This window comes from Micromonospora sp. SL1-18 (assembly GCF_047921505.1).
Classification (GTDB): Bacteria; Actinomycetota; Actinomycetes; order Mycobacteriales; family Micromonosporaceae; genus Micromonospora.
In genome coordinates this window covers 1-6,354 of record NZ_JBLROA010000131.1, presented here as the reverse complement: position 1 = coordinate 6,354, position 6,354 = coordinate 1, and the positions used below count along the sequence as shown (strand labels likewise).

At 67.5% G+C, this 6,354-nt stretch carries 7 protein-coding genes; 2 read left to right on the top strand and 5 right to left on the bottom strand.

Annotation, left to right across the window (positions count from 1 at the left end; all coding sequences use genetic code 11):
- Positions 1-598 precede the first annotated feature (598 nt).
- Together ACNAW0_RS29670 and ACNAW0_RS29665 are read left to right on the top strand one after the other, a co-directional pair.
- Positions 599-1,621 (top strand): hypothetical protein, encoded by a 1,023-nt coding sequence (locus ACNAW0_RS29670; protein WP_416291349.1) that lies wholly within the window; start codon positions 599-601, stop codon positions 1,619-1,621.
- Between the two features lie 909 nt (positions 1,622-2,530).
- Positions 2,531-2,749, top strand: a complete 219-nt coding sequence (locus ACNAW0_RS29665) for a hypothetical protein (protein WP_416291348.1) — start codon at positions 2,531-2,533, stop codon at positions 2,747-2,749.
- 151 nt (positions 2,750-2,900) lie between these two features.
- On the opposite strand, the gene ACNAW0_RS29660 is transcribed toward ACNAW0_RS29665, so the two are convergent.
- The 5 genes from ACNAW0_RS29660 to ACNAW0_RS29640 form a co-directional block, all read right to left on the bottom strand.
- The gene (locus ACNAW0_RS29660; protein ID WP_416291347.1) at positions 2,901-3,407 is read right to left on the bottom strand and encodes a YcnI family protein; all 507 of its coding nucleotides are present in this window, start codon (positions 3,405-3,407) and stop codon (positions 2,901-2,903) included.
- Between the two features lie 262 nt (positions 3,408-3,669).
- Positions 3,670-3,864, bottom strand: a complete 195-nt coding sequence (locus tag ACNAW0_RS29655) for a general stress protein CsbD (RefSeq protein WP_416291346.1) — start codon at positions 3,862-3,864, stop codon at positions 3,670-3,672.
- An 89-nt stretch (positions 3,865-3,953) separates the two neighbouring features.
- The gene (locus tag ACNAW0_RS29650; RefSeq protein ID WP_416291345.1) at positions 3,954-4,619 is read right to left on the bottom strand and encodes a hypothetical protein; all 666 of its coding nucleotides are present in this window, start codon (positions 4,617-4,619) and stop codon (positions 3,954-3,956) included.
- Between the two features lie 129 nt (positions 4,620-4,748).
- Positions 4,749-5,834, bottom strand: coding sequence for a hypothetical protein (locus ACNAW0_RS29645; RefSeq protein WP_416291344.1), 1,086 nt, complete (start codon positions 5,832-5,834; stop codon positions 4,749-4,751).
- Positions 5,831-6,354: SigE family RNA polymerase sigma factor (locus ACNAW0_RS29640; protein ID WP_416291343.1), on the bottom strand; the 524-nt coding region annotated here is incomplete at its 5' end. The genes ACNAW0_RS29645 and ACNAW0_RS29640, both read right to left, overlap by 4 nt.

The following is a 6,354-nucleotide window of genomic DNA, read 5'->3' as shown; positions in this document are numbered from 1 at the left end:
CTTAGCGCCACGGCCAGGTTGCGTCCACCGTGCTGCAGCCTACAAACCAAGCATTAGTCCTTTCGTATCAAGATTTGCGACTATAGCGTCAACGACACCTTGATACAGATGCGGGCCCGCTGGCGTAACCGTCCGACGAACCGTCACCAAGCCGCCGCGAAGCGGCGGGGCAACCTCCTCCTTGACAGGCAAATGTATCCGATCCAGCAGGCGTAATAGCTGATCATCGGCTTGATTGGAGGAGGAGAAAGCGCCACGCTGAGCCATGGCAGTTCGCAGGACCAAACCGGGCAATCGATCCACCGCAGGACCGGCCTCACCTCGTCCGGTGCCTGGTCGCGAAGCTTGGTATTGAACGCCTACCGGGGGCAACCCATGGCGTATCACCTTATCGGGAATTACCCACTGACAAATTCATTACAGTCGCCTGCATCGTGTCTGCGCCTCCACCAAAATTGCTGCGCGTCAGCTGACCCCGCGGCACGGCGCACCGTCTCAACTGCACGAGCAGCGGCTGGAGATGAGTCGCACCAAAGCAAGATCGCAAGGCCCGCCGGCATCGGCAAACGAAACATCAGCAAGACAAAGGGAGCAGTACATGCGGACACGTAGGATCCTCATCGGCAGCATCGCGGCTACGGCGACGATCGTTCTTGGCGCCACCTCCGCCTCGGCGTCGGTCAACGTCGACCCGACCACAGGCATCGGCTTCATCGGCAAGGGCGAGGTCCAGTCCGCCCTCGGCTACAACAACGCAGCGCTCCAGAAGGCCGTCGAAAGCAAGAGCCTCGCGTTCACCTACAAGCAGCCGATGTCCCAGTCGCTGTCGCAGGACGTCACCCAGGTCGGCTCGCAGAGCGGCTCGCAGACCGGCACCCAGTCGGGGACGCAGACCGGCAACCAGGCCGCCACGCAGGTCATATCGCAGGATCTGACCTGCACGTTCACCAACGGCAACGGCACCAAGACGTTCCATCGCGACGGCGTGCGCAGCGGCGACCGCACCGGCAGCCGGAGCGCCTCGCACGTCGGCACCCGCAAAGGTACCCGGGACACCTCCCGTGCCGGCAGCCGTACCGGCAGCCGTACCGGTGTCCTCACCGGCAGCGTCAGCTACAACCTCGACGTCGACGCCCGCAAGGCCAACCAGTACACCGGCTTCATCGTCAACGGCTGGCAGGGAGACCGGTCCTACGAGGTCGGCGACACCAGCTGGAATTCCCCGACCTCGTTCGGCGACTGGTCGTTCGACGACTGGTTGTTTTACGACTGGTCGTTCGGTTCCTGGTCGTTCGGCGACTGGTCGTTCGACGACTACCAGTTCGAGCCCGTGGACAACGTGCTGTGGGGCGAGTGGAACGCGGCTCCGGGCGAGAACCCGGCCGATTGCCTCCGCAGCGCCAACGCCGACAAGATCACAGCCCTCAGCAACGTCATCACGCCTGGTGCGATCACCGACGGCCTCGTCACGGACGGCACCATCATCAACGAGGCGATCACGCTCGACCTCGTCACCGGCGGCACGATCACCGAGGGTGCGACCACGTACGGCGACATCCAGACCGGCGTAAGGACCCCCACCGGCCCGGCCCAGCTGTTCGTCAACGGCAAGGCTCTCTGAACCACCCGCACCGCAGCAGCAGCCCCCGGCCCCACTCGGTGGTCGGGGCTGCCCCATGCAGATTCAAGGCGCTGCGTACCAGACCGCTCGCCATTGCTCATGCCGTCGCCCCGCTCCGGCGGCAGCCCGGCTGGTCGCCTGCTTTGGCCGAGACGACTGCTACGGGCTCGCTTGGACCGTGCTTCACCTCGTGGAAACGGATTCGAACCCGGTACCGACAAGCCGGCCCGCTCCCAACGTCAACGAGTGGCATATCCGGTACAAATCAGCGCGTATCTTGGTTTTCCGGGGGAGCGCTGCCGCTTGGCGCTCGCATCGCGAAGTGCGCTGCTGATGCCTGATGAAGATCGCCGCTCACCTTACTTCTCCGTGCCCCGGCCGCTGGTGCCCCACGAATGTACGGCGGGCGATGGTCGTGCTCGCCTCAACCGGTGGGAACACGGTGCCGGCGATCGCCCGTCTCGTTGCGGCCGATGTGGACACGATTTGGCAGGTCATTCACCGGGCCCTTCTGGATCACCACGGCGCGCTGCCTCGTCGGTCTGGAGGATCGCATCGCTCAACAAGAGGCGGGCTGCCGAAGCACTGTTGGTGTCTGATGCCGCGATGGTGAGTGCACCTGACATCCAGCCCCGGTAGCGGCGACGCGTCCGATCTGCCGCTGCGGCGCCGACCTGCCCTGCCGCGTCCGCCACCGCATCCCGATCCGCCGCGACCACTGGCCGACAGGGGAGGACGAGTGAGCCAGGAGGAGCGCATCCTCGGCGTACACCTTCGCGGACCGGATGGGATGTGCACGGGTTGCCGGGTGTGGTGGGCCAAGCTCACTCCGTACCCCTGCTGGCAGGTGCACTGGGCGACCAGCCGGCAGGCCCGGACTCGGACCGCGCGCTTCCTGGGCAGTGGCCGGTGAGCACGCACGGGCCGGTGCTGCCGACCTGGACGTGCGGCGGTTGCGGCGGGCCGTGGCCGTGCCCGACGCGGCGGCGGGAGCTACGGGCGGAGTATGCGGACGCGCCGGTCTCCCTCGCGCTTTACCTGGGTGCGCAGCTCGTCCGGGCCTCCGCGGATCTGCACTGGCTGCCGGCCGGTGCGCTGCACCGGCGCTTCCTCGGTTGGGTGCGGTGAGCATCCTGCGGGCCGGGGACGAGAAGTTCCACTACAGCGACGGCTCGCACCGGTGGATCCCGCTGGCACAACGGCGAACAACAGCAACCGTGCCAGCCTGCCCGGAGCGGATGGTGGTGATCATCCGCTCCGGGCGCGGCCGCGGCTCGTGCTACCAGGCCGTGTTGATCACATAGGGTGCCGGGCTCGGAACGTTGTGCCACTCTGCCAGGCTCGGCGGAATCTCCACCCAGCGGGCCTCGCCCACCTCGCACTCCTGGACGGTCGGGAACCACAGCACCTCGGGTGCCTTCTTGTCGATCCTGAACCCGAGGCCGAACAGCTGGACGTCATGGTCGGGCAGCGATCCGCCAACCCACGCCACCTCGACGATCTGGCCGAAACCGACGCCCTTGCCGACCGCCCGCGTCACCCGGACCTCCCAGCCGGGTACGGGGTCCGGCTCGACGAGGTGCAAGCCCTCGGGAATCCGCACCCGCAGGGCAGTGGTCGACGAGCCGTCACATCCGTGCCCCACTCGAAAAGCCGTGTGGAAGAACTTCGAGTCCGCCGTGTTGGGCGTGGTCACCACGTGCGCGCTGGCCGGCACTGCCGCGACCCCGACCGCCATGGCTGCGGCAACCAGCACGACACCGGCACGTCGCATCAGTTTGATCACGCTTCTCCTCCATGCTCAGAAGACGGTGTCGCCGTCGGCCCGTTCGCCCTGGGGCGACCGGTCTCAGCATGGCGAGGGCGTGCTGCTGTGTCTTCGCTCAGATTGCTGCGTTCGGCGGGGGCGCGACCCCAGTTCGCCTTCCAAACGGAAACGACCGGGTCGGACGGTCGGGGCGTATTGCCTGCGGCCGGTAGTCCACGTGGATAAAGGCCGCTTCCAATGGTGGAAACGGCCTTTCCCATCTTCTGGGCGGTAACCGAAGTCAGCTGGTGAAGTCGTCCCGTACGTCCCGGGTGTCCTCCTGGACATGCTCGCCGGGCTGCTTGCCCCGGATCTCATCCCGCCGGGTCACCCGTTCCGCTTCCGACCGCTCGTTCTGGGTCATGTCGCCCATTCGCGCCCGGGCGGGGCCGGCCAGCTTTTCAATCTTGTCCTTCGCCCGTTCGGTGAAGCTCATGTCGGCTCCCTGTCGTTTTTGGCGAACGGGGCGTTGTCCGCCCCTCCGACCCGCGTCCCCGCTTGTCCGTGGACGGAAACCCTGATCAGCTACCGGCCTGGCACCGGCACGCCCGGGAATTCGGGGGGCGGCAGGCACATCGACTCGAACGCGTACTGCCAGGGCCGGGGCGGGACCTGGAAGGACAACGAGCGCGAATGCCCGTCCGCCGTGCGGACCGACATCGAGACCGGGACCGACTCGGTCACCACCTCTTTGGTGCAGTCGATCGTCAGCCACACGGTGAACCATCGCACCCCTGGCCGTACGACATCGGGGCTGACCGATTCGAGAGCGAGGCTGTCCTTGGCGACGCGGATATCAATGACCTCCACCGGCAGGGGCCCGGAGTTCACCACCATCACCGAGGACTCGATTCTGGCCAGCGACCCGTCCCGCCCGCCGGAAGCCATCTCGGCCTGCCCGAGTACCAGCAACGACGCAACGGACGCATCCGCCAAGCGCTGTTGCCGCGCCTGCCACCGGTAGGTGCCGACCCCAGCCACGGCTGCCGTGCCCACCAGGAGGGCAAGGACAAGCGGCAGGGATACGCGCTTCGATCGAAGCGCCCGCCAGCCCTGCCGTTGCGGGTCCTGCTCGGAAGGCGCGGGCTGCTCCCGGGTCGCGTCCAGGTCGATCACCGGTGTGTCTCGCAGGTCGGGCCGCTCATGGGTCGACATGAACACCTGCCGCCCGTCGCCCGTCTGCCCGCGCATGTCAGGCACGCTACCCGGTGTCCAGTGTCCCTTGTGGCCGCCGATGCCCGTGTGCGTTGGGCGATCGCGTAACGGTCGCGGGCGGGGCAGCGGCCCGGGCGGACGGCCCGGGTCGCTGCCTCTTCGCTGTCAGCCCTGTGCTGACGGGTCCTGCCACTCCGAGCGCAACTCGGCGAGCCACGGACCGGTGGCGTGCTCGGCGGTGACGGTGACGGTGACCGTGTCACCGTCCTTGAGGGATTCGAGCTCGGGCAGGCAGTCGCCCTTGTCCGTCCGCTTCACCCGGCAGGAGGCGTTCGGGCCGTTTCCGGAGTAGTCGTAGACCTCACCGCTGAGCAGCGGCACGTCGTTGACCGAGACCCGATAGATGCCGGGCGTCTGCGGCACCACGGTGAAGTCGTAGCCCCGGTGCCAGGTCAGCTTGGTGCTGATGGGCTTGTTCGGATCCGCCGGGTCGCTGTGCACGACCTTGGTGCCGGGCTCGCTGGCCATGCCGTCGGGCTTGGGCGGCGCCAGCTTGGCCGGGCGGGCCGGGAAGGGGTACTGGGTGAACGGCACCTTCTCGGCCACCGCGACGTAGATCGTGCCCTGGGTGGGAATCTTCGGCAGGTAACCGTCGCGCTGGGCGCCGCTCACCGTGTAGGTCACCGTGACCGCGTCGCCGATGCTCGCTCCCTTCGGCGCCCCGCCGTAGGGGTCCGGGTCGTTGTGCAGTTCCGAGTTGCAGCCCACCGTGGTGTAGCCGGCGTCGCTGCCGTTGATCGCCAAGTCGAGGTCGAGCGACGTGTATTTGGGCAGGCCGGGGCAGTAGGTCAGGAACGCTACGTCCGCCGCGTTGACGGCCCAGGTGAACTCCACCTTTTTCGAGCTCACGGGCGCCTCGCCGAAGGCGACGACGCGGTAGCCGCGGGCGTACTCGGCGAAGGGTCCGACCTTGCCACCCGCGACCGGTTTCGGGGAGGCCGACGGGCTGGCGGGCGGGCTGGCCGACGGGGTCGCCGATCCCGCGGCGAACGTCGACGGCCCGGCCGGCTCGCCGCCGGGAACGGCGACGTAGGTGGCCACACCCGCTACCAGCGTCACCGCGCCGGCCACCCCCGCCATGGCGTGTCGGCGACGGCGTACGGCGATCCTGCGCCGGACCTCCGCCAAACGGTCACCCGACGGTACGGCGTCGGCCGAGCGGTCGGCCAGAAGTTCCCTGAGGTCGATCATCGGTGCGATGCCTCCAACGTCAGCGACTCATCCAGTCGCAGCTTGGCCAGGGCCTTCGTGGCCTGGCTCTTGACGGTTCCCACCGAGGTGCCCATCACGTCCGCGATCTGCGCCTCCGTCATGTCCTCGAAGTAGCGCAGCACCAGCACGGTCCGCTGCCGTCGGGGCAGCTTTCCGATCGCCTGCCACACCTGGTCCCGCTGGTCCACGCGCGACAGCTCGTCGGCCGTCGGTCGTTCGGGAAGCTGTGACGTCGGCTGCTCGACCTGGTGCCATTTACGGCGCCACCAGGAGGCATAGGCGTTGACCAGAATTTTTCGTACGTACGGCTCCGGCTCCGCGTCGATCCGTCCCCAGACGCTCCACGCACGCACCAGAGCCGTCTGCAGCAGATCCTCGGCGAGCGCCCAGTCATGTGTGAGCAGATAGGCGGTGCGCAATAGACGAGCTGATCGTGCCGTCACGAACTCGCCGAACGTTTCGCTGGGTGCCACCGGCTCTCCTTTTTGTGGGTCGCTGG